Raw genomic sequence first — 302 nt, 5'->3', positions numbered from 1 at the left:
AGCGCGGCCTCGATCGTGTCGTCGATGAAGGCATGCGTCAGCGCATCGGCTTCCGGCACGGGGTTGGCGACGAGGATGCCCGTGCCGGTATCGAGCCTGTGATGGGTGAGGATCGTCTCGGCGAGTGCCTCGGCACTGTCGAGGCGGTGATCGGCCGGATAGCCGCTGGAACGGGTGAAGAAGGCCGGAAAGTCATCGCTCTGATAGGCGATCACCGGAACCCGCTGGGTCTCCAGATATTCAAGCGTCTTCGGGATATCGAGGATCGACTTCACGCCGGCGCAGATGACGGTGACCGGCGT

1 protein-coding gene is annotated in these 302 nt (G+C 63.6%); it reads right to left on the bottom strand.

The features are described 5' to 3' along the window. Nucleotides 1-302 (bottom strand): pseudouridine-5'-phosphate glycosidase (locus tag MD273_RS18805; RefSeq protein WP_239039291.1); only part of this gene is annotated, 302 nt, incomplete at both ends.

This window comes from Marinobacter sp. C7, from assembly GCF_022343555.1.
GTDB lineage: Bacteria > Pseudomonadota > Gammaproteobacteria > Pseudomonadales > Oleiphilaceae > Marinobacter.
This window is presented reverse-complemented; position numbering and strand designations above follow the sequence as displayed.